The 15,869-nt window shown below is 38.2% G+C and carries 11 protein-coding genes; 7 read left to right on the forward strand and 4 right to left on the reverse strand.

All coding sequences use genetic code 11. From position 1 onward, the window contains the following. Positions 1–36: 36 nt before the first annotated feature. The 3 genes from ettA to HII17_RS05400 all read right to left on the reverse strand — a co-directional run bounded on the left by ettA (position 37) and on the right by HII17_RS05400 (position 4,575). A complete protein-coding gene (gene ettA, locus HII17_RS05390; protein ID WP_169074343.1) occupies positions 37–1,710 on the reverse strand; it encodes an energy-dependent translational throttle protein EttA in 1,674 nt (557 codons plus the stop codon). A 128-nt stretch (positions 1,711–1,838) separates the two neighbouring features. Next, entirely contained in the window at positions 1,839–3,008 is a 1,170-nt protein-coding gene (locus HII17_RS05395; RefSeq protein ID WP_169074344.1) for a hypothetical protein, read from the reverse strand. A 190-nt stretch (positions 3,009–3,198) separates the two neighbouring features. Next, the gene (locus HII17_RS05400) at positions 3,199–4,575 is read right to left on the reverse strand and encodes a type 2 periplasmic-binding domain-containing protein (RefSeq protein ID WP_169074345.1); all 1,377 of its coding nucleotides are present in this window, start codon (positions 4,573–4,575) and stop codon (positions 3,199–3,201) included. A gap of 159 nt (positions 4,576–4,734) precedes the next feature. On the opposite strand from HII17_RS05400, the gene HII17_RS05405 reads away from it, so the two are divergent. Beyond that, a complete protein-coding gene (locus tag HII17_RS05405; RefSeq protein ID WP_169074346.1) occupies positions 4,735–7,050 on the forward strand; it encodes an EAL domain-containing protein in 2,316 nt (771 codons plus the stop codon). On the opposite strand, the gene HII17_RS05410 is transcribed toward HII17_RS05405, so the two are convergent. After that, a complete protein-coding gene (locus HII17_RS05410; protein WP_169074347.1) occupies positions 7,047–7,466 on the reverse strand; it encodes a CBS domain-containing protein in 420 nt (139 codons plus the stop codon). The two genes, HII17_RS05405 and HII17_RS05410, sit on opposite strands and share 4 nt — an antisense overlap. Positions 7,467–7,619: 153 nt before the next feature. On the opposite strand from HII17_RS05410, the gene HII17_RS05415 reads away from it, so the two are divergent. The 6 genes from HII17_RS05415 to HII17_RS05440 all read left to right on the forward strand — a co-directional run bounded on the left by HII17_RS05415 (position 7,620) and on the right by HII17_RS05440 (position 15,866). Then, on the forward strand, positions 7,620–9,065 hold the full coding sequence (locus HII17_RS05415) for a coniferyl aldehyde dehydrogenase (protein ID WP_169074348.1): 1,446 nt from the start codon (positions 7,620–7,622) through the stop codon (positions 9,063–9,065). Positions 9,066–9,518: 453 nt separating this feature from the next. Beyond that, positions 9,519–11,663, forward strand: coding sequence for an ABC transporter permease subunit (locus HII17_RS05420; protein WP_169074924.1), 2,145 nt, complete (start codon positions 9,519–9,521; stop codon positions 11,661–11,663). 16 nt (positions 11,664–11,679) lie between these two features. Further along, positions 11,680–13,317: a phosphate ABC transporter permease PstA gene (gene pstA, locus HII17_RS05425; protein ID WP_169074349.1), complete on the forward strand. Its 1,638-nt coding sequence runs from the start codon at positions 11,680–11,682 to the stop codon at positions 13,315–13,317. An 87-nt stretch (positions 13,318–13,404) separates the two neighbouring features. After that, positions 13,405–14,229 carry a phosphate ABC transporter ATP-binding protein PstB gene (gene pstB / locus HII17_RS05430; protein ID WP_169074350.1) on the forward strand — a complete coding sequence of 275 codons (825 nt, stop codon included), beginning with the start codon at positions 13,405–13,407 and terminating at the stop codon, positions 14,227–14,229. Positions 14,230–14,277: 48 nt separating this feature from the next. After that, positions 14,278–14,979, forward strand: coding sequence for a phosphate signaling complex protein PhoU (gene phoU / locus HII17_RS05435; RefSeq protein WP_169074351.1), 702 nt, complete (start codon positions 14,278–14,280; stop codon positions 14,977–14,979). A gap of 206 nt (positions 14,980–15,185) precedes the next feature. Further along, positions 15,186–15,866 carry a TIGR00153 family protein gene (locus HII17_RS05440; RefSeq protein WP_169074352.1) on the forward strand — a complete coding sequence of 227 codons (681 nt, stop codon included), beginning with the start codon at positions 15,186–15,188 and terminating at the stop codon, positions 15,864–15,866. Positions 15,867–15,869: the final 3 nt, after the last annotated feature.

The raw sequence follows: 15,869 nt of genomic DNA on the forward strand, positions 1-15,869 counted from the left end.
AAAAAGGCACCCTTAGGTGCCTTAATTAATTAAAATTTAACCGATTTTTTTATATTTTATGCGATGCGGTTGATTCGCTTCTGGACCTAAGGTCTTTTTCAGCCACTCATCATAATCGCTAAAGTTACCTTCAAAGAAGTTAACTTGTCCTTCATCACGGTAATCAATAATATGTGTTGCAATTCGGTCAAGGAACCAACGGTCATGAGAAATGACCATGGCACAGCCAGGGAACTCTAATAAGGCTTCTTCTAAAGCTCTTAATGTTTCAACGTCAAGGTCATTGGTTGGCTCATCGAGTAACAATACATTGCCACCAGTTTTAACCAGCTTTGCCAAATGTACGCGGTTACGTTCACCACCCGATAAATCACCAATAAACTTTTGTTGGTCGTTACCTTTAAAGTTAAAGCGACTGCAATAGGCGCGAGAGTTAATTTCGTAGCCACCTATTTGAATGATATCGTGACCTTCAGATATTTCTTGATAAACTGTATTTTTATCATCCATATCGTCACGGAACTGATCAACACTTGCAAGTTTAACGGTATCGCCTAATACCACATCGCCAGAGTCTGGTTGTTCTGCACCTGAAAGCATTTTAAATAGTGTTGATTTACCAGCACCATTGGCACCAATAATACCGACAATCGCACCTTTTGGAATTGAGAAGTTTAAGTTGTCAATTAATACGCGATCACCGAAAGACTTTGTTAGGTTATTTACATCAACCACTTTGTCACCTAACCGAGGACCTGGAGGAATGTATAATTCGTTAGTTTCGTTACGCTTTTGATGCTCTTGGCTTGTCAACTCTTCAAAGCGAGCCATACGCGCTTTGTTTTTAGATTGACGTGCTTTAGGGTTTTGACGAACCCATTCTAATTCTTGTTTGATGGTTTTTTGTAAAGAGCTTTCAGAACGAGCTTCTTGTTCCAAACGCTTATCTTTTTGTTCTAACCAAGAAGAGTAGTTACCTTCCCATGGAATACCTTCACCACGGTCCAGTTCAAGAATCCAGCCTGCAACATTATCTAAGAAATATCTATCATGGGTAATTGCCACAACAGTACCATCATAGTCATGTAAGAAACGCTCTAACCAAGCAACGGACTCTGCATCCAAGTGGTTAGTTGGCTCATCAAGCAGCAACATGTCTGGCTTTTTAAGTAGTAAGCGACAAAGCGCAACACGGCGACGTTCACCACCACTTAATACTGATATTTTTTGGTCCCATTCAGGCAGGCGAAGTGCGTCAGCTGCACGCTCTAGTTGGTTATCTAAGTTATGACCATCGGCGCTTGCTAAAATGGCTTCTAATTCACCTTGCTCTTTAGCTAAAGCATCAAAGTCAGCATCTTCTTCAGCGTACGCTGCATAAACAGCGTCTAATCGCTCTTGTGCGTCTTTAACAATAGAGACACCTTCTTCAACAATCTCACGAACAGTCTTGTTTTCATCCAGTTCAGGTTCTTGTGGTAAATAACCAATATTGGTACCGGCAAGTGCTTTTGCTTCGCCTTCAAATTCAGTGTCTACGCCTGCCATAATGCGAAGTAACGTTGATTTACCAGCACCATTTAAACCTAACACACCAATTTTAGCGCCAGGGAAAAATGATAGCGAAATATCTTTTAGGATTGTACGTTTAGGTGGAACCACCTTGCTTACTCGATGCATCGAGTAAATAAATTTATCTGGCAATGCCATGAATAGAGCCTTTTTGAGTTAACAGAATTGGTATGCGGCTATTTTAGTTGAATAAAGAAAGGATTGGCAAAATAAACTTTACTATTTGTTAATAAAGGGCATAGTTTGCTATGCCCTTTATCCAGTATTTAACTTAAAGGCATTAATTTATTCGTCGTTAAGTTATACAAATAAAATTTATGGTTATCACCCGTGGTTGTTTTAACAACAAACTGGGTGTCGTCATTACTCTTACTGACGATGGTTACTTCTTGATTTTTAAAAACATTGAGTAAGCTGCTAAATATCTTAGCTTCCATCGAATCTTGGTTTAAGACTATGTATTCAATTGGTGCTTGTTTCGTTAGAAGCGCATAAACATCGTGACCATCTAATGTGATATTCGCTGACTCTATATCGAGCTCACTGTCAGGAGATGTTATTGTATATTCTTGATTGGCGAGATTAAGCGTATACAGTTGAGTGCTTGTTGCTTTATTCGTTAAAGCAAACAATTTGTCGCCAGAATGATTAATTGCTAATGGTGTAAAATTATTGCCAAGCATGCTTGATGGAACTTGTTGCCAGCCATCTTCATTTTTAAGGTAAAACTCATTTTGTTTGTCTTTGCCATATGACGCTTTTAGCTTGCCTGTCGCATCAGTCATGAATGTTGTATAAGGAACTGGCCCACCTGCAATGCGTTTAGTGCTAATTTGGCCATTATAAATATCAAGTTTATACACAGATGCTAAGCGACTACCGTGATCAACCCAGTGTGTATCTGATGGGTGAGTGCCTTCAGCCCACAAAGTAGAGCTTATTAAAATCGCTCGTTCGTCATTCGGTAACAGGTCGATAATTTCCGCTGAGCCGTCTAAGCGTTTTTTCTTTTTAAACTTCGAACCAGCGCCACGTGCTTGTCGCTCGTATAAATTTCGGTAACCATAGATCATTTCACCTTTTGTGCCATCAATATTTACCGCAAATAATTCGCCATAGTAGATAGGCTCTGGACGCCAGGCTTCTTTTTTGAGAACTTTCATAACCACACGTTCGCTATTTCCCCAAAAGAACTCGCCGACTTCACTTAAACGAGGTAATTTGGCGCCGCCAACAATAGACATGGTTTTAGCATCTAAAAATGCAAGTGTACGCTTTCCTTTAACATCCATCAGTACAGCAAGGTGTCTGCCATCTGGGGATATTTTGGCGTTATAAAATTGTTGTTTTGATTGTGTGTCTTTTTGAGGTGCTGCGTAACTTACTGTTGTTAATAGTAAAAATGCAAAAAATATACAGCATTTTTTTAACATCATAATGACTTGTCCTTTAATGTGAACATTACTTAAGTAAAGGTTCATTTCCAAATTAAGCTATCAAAAATTCAGCCTTAAACAGCATGTTCAAAGCTAGTTTTTAATAAGTCTTTTAAAATCAGCGCATTGTATCAGGTTTGAAAAAGTAATTTTGAAGTAAAAAGTGTAAGAAAATGCGTCTGTCGTCTATTTAAAAATCAGTAATATGTGCTTGCTTAAAGGTTTCTCGGGAAGGAAATATTTTCTTTAATCGGCCATCGATGGCCATTTTAAGTATTGCAGTATCAAAGTATTCTTTTAAGTAGCGGCCATGAGCGGTATTTTGAAATGCTAAAAATAATGGTGTTCTATCTATTATGGTCATTTTCTTAAAGTGTTTAAGTTGCTCAGGTAAGTGATATTGATATGTCACGATAAGATCGATGCTTTTGTTTTTTAATAAGTCTACACATTCTTCAATAGGGCGTTTTAATATATTTTTGTTATCGACAAATGATAATTCTTCAAACAAAAAACTACCAGCATCTGGAAGTACACATATTTTAAGCTTACCGTCTCTTTGTTTATAGTCGAGTAGCAATGACTCTTGATATGAAAAGCCAACTAAAGGGTATTCAAAGTCAATGTGATAGTGAGAGAAAATGGCATCATTGGTTGGTAAGCTTCGGTATGCGCCAACCAGTATGTCTTTTTGGCCACTTAAGAATTGAAATAACACTTCTTCTTTTACTGCAGTAATTTTACTGGTAGTAAACGTCTTAAAAACGCTATCTATTAGTTGCCAATATATGCCAGTACCATCATTATTGGTGTAATCTGTCCAATTATTGGCGATAAAGGAAATCGGTCGTTCAGGTAATATTGTAGAGTCCAAGTAAGAGTTTTTATTATACTTTATTTGAATCGCTTGAAGTTCACCTGATTCTTTCATCGCTGCAAATATCGTTTCTAACTGGCTAGCTAAATTGGCATTTTCTGGCGATAAATAGTGATAGTCGACTTCTATATCCACCTTATCGATAAGCAAGTAAGGGTTTAAGTATGCCGCTTGATCTAATTGAAAGTTCATTAATAAGACTGAATCAATGCGTCGCTTAGCGATCATTGCATTGAGTTGCTGAGGGTTAGATACTGCAAATTTTTCTGCATGTTTAGTAGCATCTTCAACATATTGCTCTGCTATCAATGCACCTGAAGCATAGGCGATGGACCTGATGTCTTTATTTAAGCAGTAGCCACATCGGTATCTGTCACTAACTTTAAGTAATTGAAAGGTTAAAACGGGAAAATCTACTCGTACCAATTTGGGGTATTGTTGCTCAATAGAAGATACTCGAGCGAGTGCGCCAGAAAGTTCATTATTTGATGCAAGTTTTAGCTCTCTTGCTCCGTTAACTTGTAGCCACTTAATTTGAATACCTAATTTGCTATATGCAGTTGTTAATAACTCTTTTATATATTCGCCATTGGCATTTGTCGGAGGTGAGCGCAGTACAACTTCATTTGCCAAAATAGGGTATGAGGTAAGCAACCATAATATAATGAGTAAGTGAGTGAGTTTTGGCAAGGCTACGTTGTATCTGTTAATTCATTCATCTAATCAAGTATAACTAATGAAAGGCAAAGTTTCCGGTATTTAATTCTTATGATCTTATTTATATTAAATATTTACAAATTTCTGTAACAGAATTAGAGTATTATATAGGACACTTCACCTTTAACGTTTATGGACAAACATAAAAAGCGCCGCAGTTCTGAAGAAGTAGTATTAATGTCGATGAGCGCTTTCGCCAGCATAGTTATTTTGCCTTTTGCTTGCTATCGCTTTATGGAGCAACATTGGCCTAGTTTTTTTACAGATCTAGCATTAATTACAGGCCTATTATCAGTCTTTATTTGTGTCTATTTTACTCGGAAGATTAAGCTTGCTGCTTGGTTAGCGATTAGTATTGCTGTTATTGGAATATGTTTGATCGTTAAGTTCAATGGCACCTTTCCGATTTATTGGTGCTATCCGGTAATTATTGCCACTTATTTTTTAATAAAACCCACCGTTGCTGTTTTTATTTGTTTAGGCATGCTGAGCGTTTTATTAGCGCTTGTCATGGATATATTAGCGTTTGTCGATTTATTTACGTTTTTAGCAACTTCATTGATTACTATCGTATTTTCTTATGTGTTTTCGAAGAAGACCTTACACCAGCATAAAAAGATTAGTCATAATGCTCATGTAATGCAGTTACGAAATCAAGCGCTAGAAGAAATAGTGCATGGTTCTGATTTATCGGGAAGTTTAGATAACTTATGCCGCAATATTGAGCATGGGTTCGCTGGAATGAAATGTTGTGTTGCATTAGTTTCCGCTGATAGAAAGGTTATCGAGGTTGGAGCTGCACCATCGATGAAAGACAATTTTATTTCAGCAGTTGCTGAACAAGAAATTGTCTTGTCTTTAAATCCATGCGCCTATGCAATAAAGTCTAAATCTCGCGTTGTTATAGAAGATATTGCTCAAAGTCACCAATGGCCGCAATGGCGTGATATTTGTGTGTTAAATGGGTTAGGAGCATGTTGGTCAGAGCCGATATTGGGCAGTAATGGCCAAGTATTAGGCACCTTTTCGTTTTATCATGTCGCGGCACGCAAACCAACCAGAAAAGAAACGGCTCTTATAATTCAAGTTGCAAACTTAGTAAGTATGGCAATAGAACGAGAGCGCTCAAATCACCTAATTTGGCATCAGGCAAATTTTGATCAATTAACTAATTTACCCAACCGAAACATGATGCAAGATCACCTAAAGCAATCACTTGCTGTAGCTAATCGTGAGCGTAAACAAGTCGCTGTCGCGTTTCTTGATTTAGATCATTTTAAAGAAGTGAATGATAGGTTGGGGCATGATATTGGTGATTTATTCTTAATAGAAACTGCAAAGCGTTTAAAAGCTTGCTTACGTGCTACCGACGATGTCGCAAGGTTAGGTGGTGATGAATTTGTGGTAACTATGACCAATATAGACGGATATAGAGATATTGAGGTAATAACCGAACATATAGTCAATGCGCTATCAACGCCTTATTATTTACAAAATGAAATTGTTCATAGCTCGGTAAGCATCGGGGTAACGGTATACCCTGATGATGGCCGTGATATTGATACGTTGCTTAAAAATGCAGATCAAGCAATGTATGGCGCTAAGCACAGTGGCCGAAATGGTTGTCATTTCTTCACGGCAGCGATGAGAGATGTAGCAGAACAGCGTTACCAAATGCTACAAGACCTTAGAGTCGCTTTAGCCCAGCAACAATTCATGCTGTATTATCAACCAATAGTTTGTATGAAAAGCCAACAAATAATTAAAGCTGAAGCTTTATTGCGCTGGCAGCATCCAGATAAAGGCATTATTTATCCGAACGACTTTATCTCATTAGCCGAAGAAACCGGCTTAATAGTTGATATCGGTAATTGGGTTGTTGAGCAAGTCATAGAACAATTAACAGACTGGCAAACCCAAATACACCCTGAATTTCAAGTGAGTATTAATACTTCTCCAGTACAATATAGGCAAGGTTATCACCACTTAGCGCAGTGGACGAAGAAAATGCGTATGAAGTGCTTATCAAGCAACGCGCTTTGCTTGGAGATTACCGAAAACTTGTTGATGTCAGATAAAATAGAAGTGCATCAAACATTAACGCAATTACAAGAGGTGGGATTAGAAATCGCCATTGATGATTTTGGTACTGGTTATTCTTCATTTGGTTATTTAAAACAATATTCAGCAGACTATTTAAAAATAGATCAAAGCTTTGTAAATAAAATCACGCAAGATCCTAAGGAACTTGCATTGTGTGAAGCGATCATTGTCATGGCGAAAAAGCTGGGAATAAAAGTTATTGCTGAAGGTATTGAAACATTAGCGCAGGCTCAACTGTTAAATAAAATTGGTTGTGATTACGCTCAGGGATATTATTTTGCTAAACCAATGACTAAAGATGATTTTGAAGCGTATATTAGTCAGAAACTTCTTATAGAGGTTTAGCTATTTTGACGGTGCACTTGCGCTAAAACTTTTACGATATCTCGCCAAGAAATAATACCGACCAATTGTTTTTCGTTGATTACGGGTAAGCAAGAGATGTGATTATCATCAAACCAAACAATGGCATCTTTTATCGCCAATGTCGTCGGTGCAGCGACGATATCCCTAGTCATAATTTGGTGCACTTTCTTTTTTAACATGGCTAAGTCATCGTGACTTTCTTTAGCTGTGCCAATCGTTGGGCTAAGGTGCTTGTATAAATCTCTATCAGTAATTAGTCCTGAAAGTTGCTTGTCATCATCGAGAATTAAAATATGGTGGATAGTGTGCTTTTCAAATATATCTTTAGCATCACCTAATGTACTGTCTATAGTCAATGTGATGAGTTTAGTAGACATAATACTGCTGATATTCATTCAACTTGTCCTTTAATTTACATATTTGAGCAACTTCATATTAGCTAAGCTAATTTCTTCGTGCTAAATGTCAATATTTTTATGGTTGATCACCTATTAAAAATTAAGTAACCTTGGGTAACTTAGTATAATTAAACATTTGGTATCAATATAATGGCTGATAATAAATACACGTTAGAACAAGACCATCAATTAGTTGAATCACTCGATCAGCTATTTGAGCAGCAAAAATCTGCATTTAGACAGCAGCCATATCCCAGCGCAGAGCAAAGAATTCAATCACTTAAAAAGCTAAAGGCCGCTATGCTCGCTTACCAAGACGAACTAGTGTCAGCGTTAAATAGTGATTTTGGCTGCCGATCAGCTGATGACAGTAAAATGGGCGATTTTATGCCAACATTAATGGCTATCGATTATTCGATTGCTCATATTAAGAAGTGGATGAAGCCTTCTAAGCGTAGTGTTGGCGTTTTGTTTCAGCCAGCTAAAGCTTATGTAATGTATCAGCCATTAGGGGTGATCGGCATTATCACACCTTGGAATTATCCGCTTTACTTGTCTATTGGTCCGTTAGCTACTGCTTTGGCTGCTGGTAATACGGCAATGATAAAAATGTCAGAATTTACTCCGGCGACTAATGAAGTGTTGGCAAAAATGTTGTCAGAAAATTTTGATAGTAGCCAAGTTGCTATTCTTGGCGGAGGCCCTAAAGTGGCTGCGCACTTTTCTACAAAGGCCTTTGATCATTTATTATTTACTGGTTCTACTCGTGTCGGCAAGTTAGTTATGGCTGCTGCGGCTCAAAACCTAACGCCAGTTACTTTAGAGTTAGGTGGTAAATCACCTACCATTATTGATGAACAAATCGATATGAAAGATGCTGTATCGCGCTTTATTTTAGGTAAAACATTAAACGCAGGGCAAACCTGTGTTGCTCCTGATTACATTTTGTGTCCCTCTAATCGTATTGATGAATTAAAATCTGCTGTTGCGCATTGGTTTAATAAAATGTATCCAAGCGTTGAAAATAACCAAGATTACACAGCAATTATTAATGACGCGCAGTTATCGAGGTTGAAGGCTTGGCTTGATGATGCAACAGAAAAAGGCGCTAGTGTAACAACACTTGGCAGTGATTCATTAGCTTCTTGCATTACATCGGGTAAGCTCCCTTTAACCTTACTTACCGATGTTAATATGGATATGACGGTAATGCAGGAAGAGATATTTGGCCCACTACTGCCTATCGTAAGCTATGAAACAGTTGAACAAGCGATTGACTATATTAATGATCGCGATAGACCTTTAGCTTTATATGTTTGTAGCCAAGATAGCCAGTTCCAACAGCGAATTTTAGAGCATACTCATGCCGGTGGTGTTTGTATTAATGATGCTGCAATGCATGTTGCTCAAGATGATCTGCCTTTTGGTGGTGTTGGACCATCGGGAATGGGGCATTACCATGGGCCGGAAGGCTTTAAAACTTTTAGTAAGGCAAAGCCCGTATTTGCAAAAGGTAAGTTCAATTCGGCAACAATGGCGTTTCCACCGTATGGAAAATTAATTCATAAGTTAATTTATAAATTTTTTATCAAGTAAATAGCGCTCATTTTGAAGTTCAATAATTACTAACGTAGTTATTGAACTTCATTATTTTATATCGCTTTAATCTGGGTAATTATTCACTTCTTAAATGCCGCTATATAGCTTCTTTCATTTTAAACCCACGGCTAACAACAGTTTGCATAAAAACATATATATGACTCATTCATAATTGATGAATAAAAACCGAATAAAGTCATAAAAATTTCACTATGTTACCGTTGGCTAAAATGGCGCTACCCCTTGTTAAATGTGGGATTAACAATAATGTTACTATTTAATGAATTAGTGATTGTCACAAAACTGTCATATTTCTGTCTTATAATTCCGCCAGTTTTTTAATCCCATTAATTAAAGTAGGTAAATTGAGTGTCTATAGCGTCTCAATCAGCTGATATACGTCAGATGAAAAATAAGCTAGCAAAATGGTTCATCTCCCTTGGAGGTGTCATGGTGCTATTTACTTTGATCTTAATTTTCTTGTACTTGCTATACGTAATTAAGCCGATATTTGAATCGGCTGACGTAGAACCGGTCAATGAAATCAGTGTTCAGGCTAATGGTCAAATATTAGCAACTGGACTTGATGAGCTAAAAGAAGTGGCTTATCTAATTGATAGTCAAGGTTCGATGACCTTTTATCAAATGTCTAAAAGTGACTTTCGTGATCAAGGCAGTGAAATATTATCTGAACAATTAGTGCAGGGTGATATTGAGCAAGTAATTGCTAGTGACAATGGTCGCCTTCTTATTGTTGATGAGCAAGGTCAAGTACAATTAATCACTGCGAAGTTCACCGCCACTTATCCTCAAGATAGCCGAGATATTACTCCTTCCATCGAGTACCCACTTGGTGAAGAAGTCTTACCGGTAGATGAGCAGGAAGGGAAAGTCGAACGTCTTGGTTTTGCCATGAATGAAGAGAAAGCGGTAGTTGTTGCTTACACTGAAGATAATCGCTTAATTAAAACCACTTTTGTTGCAGAAGATGATTTTAACTACGATCCTGAGTTTGAAGCGGTTTATCAGGAAATAGAGTTTTTTGGTCCAACGGTTGACGACATTAAAGTTACACCAGACCTAAGAATGGCATTTGTCCGCGTTGGAAATTCAGTAAGTGTTTATAACCTAGACGATGAGTTTTCTGTTGATAAAAAAGCTGAACTAAATTCAATCGTACCCAATGGTGTAGATATTACGGCTACGGCACTTCTATCTGGCGGAAGCTCGATATTATTTGGTGATAGTGACGGAAAAGTGAGCCAATGGTTTGAAGTTGCAGGTAAGTCAGGTAGAGAATTTAAAAAAATTCGCTCTTTTACCGCAAGCAAGACAGAGCCTGTTGTCGAAATTCACACAGAAATGTTCCGTAAAAGCTTTTTTACCATTACGCCTTCTGGTGAAATGGGAATATTTTACACGACAAGTGATGCCGATTTATGGCATGGCAACATCGCGCAGAAAGTCCCTTCTGCACTAGCTATAGCGCCACGAGCAGATGCAATAATTTTTGCTGATCAAGCAAGGTTATCTTTATTAAAAGTTGATAATCAACACCCTGAAGTAACATGGAAAGCGTTATGGCAGGAAGTTTGGTATGAAGGTTATCCAGAGCCAGACTATATTTGGCAATCTACAGGTGGTGTAGATGATTTTGAGTCTAAATTTTCTTTAGTCCCAATTTCTTTCGGTACCATTAAAGCTGCGGCTTATGCGATGTTATTCGCGATGCCATTAGCACTAAGTGCCGCTATTTACACCGCGTACTTTATGCCGCCAGGTCTACGCAAGAAAGTAAAGCCTACGATAGAATTAATGGAAGCTCTTCCTACCGTAATTTTAGGCTTTTTAGCGGGTTTATGGTTAGCCCCGCTAATTGAAGACTACTTGCCGGCGATATTCTTGTTGTTATTGACCTTACCAATTGCAACTTTCTTAGCGGCATTTGCTTGGTATAAATTGCCGAAAGAGATGAAGGTTAAATTGCCTGAAGAGTGGGCGCCGATTATTTTGATACCTGTTTTATTGGTCGCTGGTTTCTTATCATTTGCTCTATCTCCTATATTGGAAACTGTATTTTTTGGTGGCGATATTCGTCAGTTTATTACAAACGATTTAGGTATTTCATTTGATCAACGAAACGCATTAGTTGTTGGTATCGCAATGGGATTTGCAGTAGTACCTACAATTTTCTCTATGGCAGAAGATGCAATTTTCAGTGTACCGAAACATTTAACTAGTGGTTCATTAGCCTTAGGTGCGACTCCTTGGCAAACATTGATCAAAGTTGTATTGCTAACGGCAAGTCCAGGTATTTTCTCTGCTGTAATGATGGGGTTAGGTCGAGCGGTAGGTGAAACCATGATTGTATTAATGGCAACGGGTAATACACCAATTTTAGACTGGAGTATATTCCAAGGTATGCGCACCTTATCGGCTAACATAGCGGTAGAAATGCCAGAATCTGAAGTAGGTAGTTCTCATTACCGAATATTATTCTTAGCGGCATTTGTTTTGTTCGTGTTCACCTTTGTATTTAATACGCTTGCCGAGTTTGTTCGTCAGCGTCTCAGAGAAAAGTACAGTTCGCTGTAAGGGAAGGATTGATTAAATGAAAGATTGGTTTAAAACAGGCTCCCCTTGGGTATGGCTTTCAGCCGGCGGCGTAAGCTTGAGCTTAATATCAGTAATTGGTTTATTGTGGCTAATTGCTTCAAATGGTTTGTCATATTTTTGGCCGTCACAAATTCATCAGTTTGATGTGGTTGATGAGCATGGCAAACAAAGCGTAGTTATCGGTGAAATATACGATAGGGAAAGCATTCCTACCGTGCAGCTCGCTCATTTAGATTTAGGTAGGGAAATAGAATCGGAAACCATTGAGCGAATCTTAGTTAAAACGGGTAACCGAGAATTAGTGAGTTTAGATTTCAGATGGATTCTAGAACCGCTAATTACACAACGTTCATTACCTGAAGACGTAGCGGTAGTAGAGCGTCGCAGTAATGGTAATTTCTATGGCTTCATAGAAAAAATTGTATTAGATGGAAAAGATGTTGATAGCTCGAAACTTGATGAGTTGCTTGAGCGTGTTAATGAATTTCAAGCACAAATTAGCGAGCTTCAAAAAGTAGATATTGGCGCAATCAACTATCAACTAGAGCGTATTCGTTTAAAAGAGCGTAAACATATTTTAGATGGCACGCTTACCGAAGACGTTAAAGCTGATTTAGTTAGCCAAAGCGATGCCCTTAAAGCAGAGTATCAAACGTTAGAAAAAGAATTATTGGCGTTGCGCAAGGAAGTCTCACGAGATCAAATTGTTATGCGTGCGATGGGCGGTGAAACTGTTGCTATTAATTTTGACCAAATTATTAAAGTCACTTTTAGTAACCAATTGGGTGTAATTGGCAAGTTTGGCGTATTCATAGAGCAAATCTATGGTTTCATCTTTGATGATCCAAGGGAAGCCAATACCGAAGGTGGTGTTTTCCCAGCAATTTTTGGTACGGTACTTATGGTGCTATTGATGACCGTAATTGTTGCGCCATTTGGTGTTATCGCTGCGATATATTTACATGAGTACGCAGGTAAGAATGCCTTCACTAAACTACTACGTATTGCAGTGATTAATTTAGCTGGTGTGCCGTCAATAGTTTATGGTGTATTTGGTTTAGGTTTCTTCGTTTATATGGTTGGTGGTAACCTAGATAGACTTTTCTATCCAGAAACCTTGCCTAGCCCAACATTTGGTACGCCAGGTGTTTTATGGTCGGCAATCACCTTAGCAATATTAACGTTGCCGGTTGTAATTGTTTCAACAGAAGAAGGTTTAGCTCGAATTCCATCTTCTATGCGTCATGGCAGCTTAGCACTTGGCGCAACTAAGGCAGAAACCTTATGGCGAATCATTCTACCAATTGCTAGCCCGGCAATTATGACGGGAATTATATTGGCGATTGCCCGTGCTGCTGGTGAAGTTGCGCCACTAATGTTGGTAGGTGTAGTTAAGATGGCACCAACATTACCGCTAGATGGCAACTTCCCGTTCTTGCATTTAGAGCGCAAGTTTATGCACTTAGGTTTCCATATTTATGATGTTGGCTTCCAAAGCCCGAATGTTGAAGCTGCACGCCCATTGGTTTATGCAACGGCGTTATTGTTAGTGACGATAATTGTAGGTCTGAATATGACCGCAGTAAATATTCGTAATAAGTTACGTGAGAAATATCGCGCGTTAGAACATTAATACTAAAGCACTTATAAACGCATAGTTGGATTAAAAATTTATCGGGTGTGGCAAATGCTGCACCCCCGGAAGAGTTAAAGAGTTATTATGATTACAGTAAGCCCTAAAACACTAAATGACGTGCCAGCACCATTAGATTTGGCTAACTTAACGCCAGAGCAAACCGCTTTGGAAATTAAAGACCTTAATTTATTTTATGGCGAGAAACAGGCGCTACAAAATATTTCGATGAAGATACCTAAGGGTCAGGTAACAGCTTTTATCGGACCAAGTGGTTGTGGTAAGTCAACGCTATTACGTTGTATAAATCGTATGAACGATTTAGTTGATATTTGTCGAATAGAAGGCGGAATAGAGCTAAACGGTGAAGATATTTATGGTAAGCACGTTGACGTAGCTGCACTTCGCCGTAAGGTTGGTATGGTATTCCAACGTCCAAATCCATTCCCTAAAAGTATTTATGAAAATGTTGTTTACGGCTTACGAATCACTGGTGAGAAAAATCGCCGTGTACTTGATGAGGCGGTAGAGCGCTCTTTAAAAGCAGCTGCACTATGGAATGAAGTAAAAGACAGATTGCATGACAGCGCTTTAGGTTTATCTGGTGGTCAGCAACAACGTCTGGTTATAGCTCGTGCTATTGCAATTGAACCAGAAGTACTTTTATTGGATGAGCCAACGTCCGCACTTGATCCAATTTCAACGTTGACGATTGAAGAGTTAATTAACGATCTAAAGAAAAAGTACACAGTGGTTATCGTTACACACAACATGCAACAAGCTGCACGTGTATCAGATCAAACGGCATTCATGTATATGGGTGATTTAATCGAGTACAGTGATACTAATACACTTTTTACTACGCCAGCTAAGAAGAAAACAGAAGACTATATTACGGGTCGTTACGGTTAATTTAGACGATTGTAACTATACTGAGTAAGAATACAGGATAGAGATACTATGGATAATTTAAATGTCGGCCGTCATATTTCGGGCCAATTCAATGAAGACCTAGAGCGTGTTATTAATCATGTAATGAGCATGGGTGGTTTAGTTGAAAAACAACTTAAAGATGCAATTAATGCAATGATAGAAGGCGACGAAAAACTCGCTAAAAAAGTGCTTAAAGGTGATTATCAAGTTAATGACTACGAAGTTAATATTGATGATGAGTGCACTCGAATTATTGCTAAGCGTCAGCCAGCAGCAGGTGACTTACGCCTTATTATGGCGATTATCAAAACCATTACTGATTTAGAACGTATTGGTGACGAAGCTGAAAAAATCGCAAAAGTTGCACAGGAAAGCTTTTCTAAAGAGCAACGCGATCTATTAGTAAGCCTTGAAAACCTAGGACAAAGTGTTTTAGTGATGCTTCAAGCAACGCTGGATGCGTTTACTCGTATGGACTTCGATGCTGCACTTAAAGTGCATCAGACAGACGATAAAATTGATCGTGAATATGAAGGGTTAATGCGTCAACTAATGACGTACATGATGGAAGATCCACGTTCAATTCCACAGATTATGAGTGTTATTTGGTCAGCGCGTGCATTAGAGCGTATTGGCGATCGTTGCCAAAACATCTGTGAATACATCATGTATTTCGTAAAGGGTAAAGTAGTTCGTCATACAAGCCCTGAAGACATGGAAAACTTATAAACTTTTGTTTTCACTAACAACTGTTTTAAAAGTAAGCTACACTGCGAAAAGATACATCAGTTTGATGTATCTTTTTTTTACCTGAAATATGACAAAGATTTTAAAGTTTTGTGAATAATGAGGTGAGTATTTGTTGCAAATAGCCTTAAATTCGCTAGAATCCGCGTCGAAAAATAACAATTAGATTTGTATCCGGAACATAAATTATGCCGAACAATTCAATACTAGGTGTATTTGCAAAATCACCTATTAAACCACTTGAAAAACACATTCGAATCGTCACTAAATGTGCTCGTCAATTGACCCCATTTTTTACAGCTGTTGAAGCTAGTGATTGGGAAAAAGCGACAAAGGTTCGTAAAGATATTTCACAACTAGAAAAAGACGCTGATACGCTTAAACGTCAATTGCGATTAGAATTACCTGGCGGATTATTTATGCCAGTTGATCGTGCAGATTTGTTAGAGCTTTTAACTCAGCAAGACCGAATCGCAAATAAAGCCAAAGATATTTCAGGACGAGTATTAGGCCGAGAATTAGAAATTCCAGATGCATTGCAAAAGGACTTTAATAGTTATTTAGCTCGTTGTATCGATGCCATTGAAAAGGCTGCTGATGCAATTAACGAACTAGATGATTTATTAGAAACTGGTTTTAGAGGTCGTGAAGTAGATTTAGTCGAAAAAATGATCCTACAACTAGACGAAATTGAAGATGATACAGATTCAATGCAAATAAGCCTGCGCTCTAATCTTCGCAGCATAGAGAAAGATCTAAACCCAGTTGATGTAATGTTTTTATATCAAATTATTGAATGGGTAGGTGATCTAGCCGATTTAGCAGAGCGTGTTGGTGCTCGCTTAGAAATTTTATTAGCGAAAAATTAGAGT

It is taken from the genome of Thalassotalea algicola (assembly GCF_012932965.1).
Lineage (GTDB): Bacteria > Pseudomonadota > Gammaproteobacteria > Enterobacterales > Alteromonadaceae > Thalassotalea_F > Thalassotalea_F algicola.

Excerpts from the sequence above, each read along its gene's own strand:
- pstA (WP_169074349.1), top strand. The coding sequence starts at position 11,680 with ATGAAAGATTGGTTTAAAACAGGCTCCCCTTGGGTATGGCTTTCAGCC.
- phoU (WP_169074351.1), top strand. The coding sequence starts at position 14,278 with ATGGATAATTTAAATGTCGGCCGTCATATTTCGGGCCAATTCAATGAA.
- HII17_RS05415 (WP_169074348.1), top strand. The coding sequence starts at position 7,620 with ATGGCTGATAATAAATACACGTTAGAACAAGACCATCAATTAGTTGAA.
- HII17_RS05440 (WP_169074352.1), top strand. The coding sequence starts at position 15,186 with ATGCCGAACAATTCAATACTAGGTGTATTTGCAAAATCACCTATTAAA.
- pstB (WP_169074350.1), top strand. The coding sequence starts at position 13,405 with ATGATTACAGTAAGCCCTAAAACACTAAATGACGTGCCAGCACCATTA.
- HII17_RS05420 (WP_169074924.1), top strand. The coding sequence starts at position 9,519 with ATGGTGCTATTTACTTTGATCTTAATTTTCTTGTACTTGCTATACGTA.
- HII17_RS05405 (WP_169074346.1), top strand. The coding sequence starts at position 4,735 with ATGGACAAACATAAAAAGCGCCGCAGTTCTGAAGAAGTAGTATTAATG.
- ettA (WP_169074343.1), bottom strand. The coding sequence starts at position 1,710 with ATGGCATTGCCAGATAAATTTATTTACTCGATGCATCGAGTAAGCAAG.
- HII17_RS05410 (WP_169074347.1), bottom strand. The coding sequence starts at position 7,466 with ATGAATATCAGCAGTATTATGTCTACTAAACTCATCACATTGACTATA.
- HII17_RS05395 (WP_169074344.1), bottom strand. The coding sequence starts at position 3,008 with ATGATGTTAAAAAAATGCTGTATATTTTTTGCATTTTTACTATTAACA.